Here is a 2,310-nt window from a genome sequence, read left to right on the forward strand (position 1 = left end):
GCGATGCCGCGCAGGGCTCGCTCGGCTGCATTGTTGGATAGGCAGATCCGCCCATCGTCGAGGAACCGGGTGAAGGATGACCAGCGGCGCAGCATGTAGTTGAAGGCCTTGGTCAGGTCGTGCCCGCGCGAGAGCTTGTCGCGCGTCTTGATCATCCAGCGCTCGAGCTCGGTGACCAGCGGCGCGCTCCGCTCTTGGCGCACGGCGTGGCGTTGGGCCGGCGACAGGCCGTTGATCGCGCGCTCGATATCGAACAGGGCATCGATGCGCTTCACGGCTTCGACCGCCAGCGGATAGACCAGGTTGGGCTTCTCGCCGTGCGCCTTCTTGCGCGCCGCCGCTTCGACATCGGCCAGCTCAAACACTTTGCGCCGGCTGTGGGCCCAGCAGCTGGCCTCCAGAACAGGCGCCGGCTGACGACCCGTCGCATAGAGATCGCCATAACCACCAAAGGCATCGGCCTGCAGAATGCCGCTCCAGCCGGCGAGATGCGTCGCGGGATGTTCGCCTCGGCGATCGCGGGAATAATAGAACACTGCCGCCGGCGGATCGACACCGCCGAACGGTCGGTCATCACGCACATAGGTCCATAATCGGGCGGTATCGGTCTTGCCCTTGGCCAGGACCGGCACCGTCGTGTCGTCGCCGTGCAGACGCGAAGCGGCCAGCACATGGGCTTCGAGCTGCTTGAACAGCGGCATCAGCGCCGCGGCGCCGGCGCCGACCTGGTCGGCGAGCGTCGACAGGCTGAGCGGCACGCCTTCGCGGGCATAGCGTTCGGCCTGGCGGTTAAGCGGCTGATGCTGGCCGAACTTCTCGAACAGGATCATCGCCAGCAGGCCGGGACCGGCCCAGCCGCGCGGGGTGGCGTGGAAGGGCGCCGGAGCCTGGCTGATCGTCTCGCAGTCGCGGCAGGTGAACTTCTCCCGCACGTGCTGGATCACCTTCCATTGCCGCGGCACCACCTCCAGCGTCTCGGTGATATCCTCACCCAGCTTGCGCAGCCGATGACCGCCGCAGCAATGGCAAGCGGCCGGCGCCGGCTCGACCACGCGTTCGCGCGGCAGATGCTCGGGAAATGGCTGGCGCGCCGGTCGCTTGCGCATGTAAGGCGCCACCTCGGTGGTCCGGGCCGCGGCCTGTTCGGCGGCGATCTCGTCTTCCGTCGCGGTGCTCTCGAGTTCCTCGAAGGTGAGTTCCATCTGGTCGTGCAGGCGGGCTGAGCGTTCAGAACTCTGACCATGCAGCGCCCGCTGCAGCTTCCGGATCGTCAGATGCTGATGCGCGATCAGCGCCGCATCATCCGATGCCTTGGCCCTGGCGACCGCCAGTTCGGCCTCGACCAGCGCAGCGCGCGCGGCCTCGTCTTCGGCTCTGGCCAGCGCCGCGGTCAGCGCTGCTCTCAGCGCGCCAATATCGTCCGGAACGGCATCCTGGGCGGTGGCAACCATGCCCTGGAGTGAATCATAAAACGCGTCCGCTGACTCGCGGAAAATGGCGCAAACTCAAAGAAAAACTCAGCCCGCGAGCTCAGGGCGGAACGTGTGACGCGGGTTGCGCCAATCGATCCCGTCGAGCATGTAGGCGAGCTGCGCCGGTGATATGGAAACCGTGCCGTCCGCCGGCGACGGCCATAGAAACCGGCCCTTCTCGAGCCGTTTTGCATACAGCGACATGCCGAGCCCATCATGCCAGATAATCTTGATCAGATTGCCGCTGCGGCCGCGGAAGACATAAATATCGCCGGCATGCGGGTCCCGGCCCAGCGTCTCCTGAACCTGCAGAGCGAGGCCTTGCATCCCGCGACGCATATCGGTCCGGCCGACCGCCAACCAGATCCGCACCTGGCTCGGAACCGGGATCATGAAACGCCCAGCGCCTTCACCATCGCTGCCGCCAGTGTTGGCGGCGTGGTCAGCGGAATCCGCAGCCGCACCTTGCCGGCGACCTCCAGCTCGATCACCGCTGGGGATGCCGCCGGCCGCGAAACGGCGACAGGCTCATCGGGAGCCACGACAACTTCGGCAAAGCCCGTCTCGCGGGCTCTCACCGTGCGGCGCCACTTATAGATCAGGCTGGTCGCGACATCGTACTGACGCGCTACCGCCGCCACTGTGGCCCCGGGCGCGAATGCCGCGGCCAGTATCCGGCACTGATCCTCTTCACGCCAACGACGACGACGCTCAGGCCCGGTCAATAACGTCACATGGCTCATGCTGTGCTGCTAACTTCGCTCGTAAGGGCGACCTTAAGAGCGCAGCCTCGCTACCGTGCCGTCCTCTCGCAAGGCGGCCTTCGCCGGAGGGTATC

Annotated in this window: 3 protein-coding genes; all 3 read right to left on the reverse strand. The window is 66.2% G+C overall.

Annotated elements, in window-relative coordinates; translation table 11 throughout:
• Positions 1-1,451: IS66 family transposase (tnpC, locus tag NKH23_RS34305; protein ID WP_353036767.1), on the reverse strand; the 1,451-nt coding region annotated here is incomplete at its 3' end.
• A 66-nt stretch (positions 1,452-1,517) separates the two neighbouring features.
• Entirely contained in the window at positions 1,518-1,865 is a 348-nt protein-coding gene (tnpB, locus tag NKH23_RS34310) for an IS66 family insertion sequence element accessory protein TnpB (RefSeq protein WP_353036769.1), read from the reverse strand.
• On the reverse strand, positions 1,862-2,215 hold the full coding sequence (gene tnpA / locus NKH23_RS34315) for an IS66-like element accessory protein TnpA (protein ID WP_031239744.1): 354 nt from the start codon (positions 2,213-2,215) through the stop codon (positions 1,862-1,864). Before tnpA ends, tnpB begins: the two co-directional genes overlap by 4 nt.
• Positions 2,216-2,310 lie beyond the last annotated feature (95 nt).

The organism is Mesorhizobium sp. M1328 (assembly GCF_040318075.1).
Lineage (GTDB): Bacteria > Pseudomonadota > Alphaproteobacteria > Rhizobiales > Rhizobiaceae > Mesorhizobium.

Bases quoted from the DNA above. Each gene is read 5' to 3' on its own strand.
- tnpB (WP_353036769.1), bottom strand. From the start codon at position 1,865: ATGATCCCGGTTCCGAGCCAGGTGCGGATCTGGTTGGCGGTCGGCCGG.
- tnpA (WP_031239744.1), bottom strand. From the start codon at position 2,215: ATGAGCCATGTGACGTTATTGACCGGGCCTGAGCGTCGTCGTCGTTGG.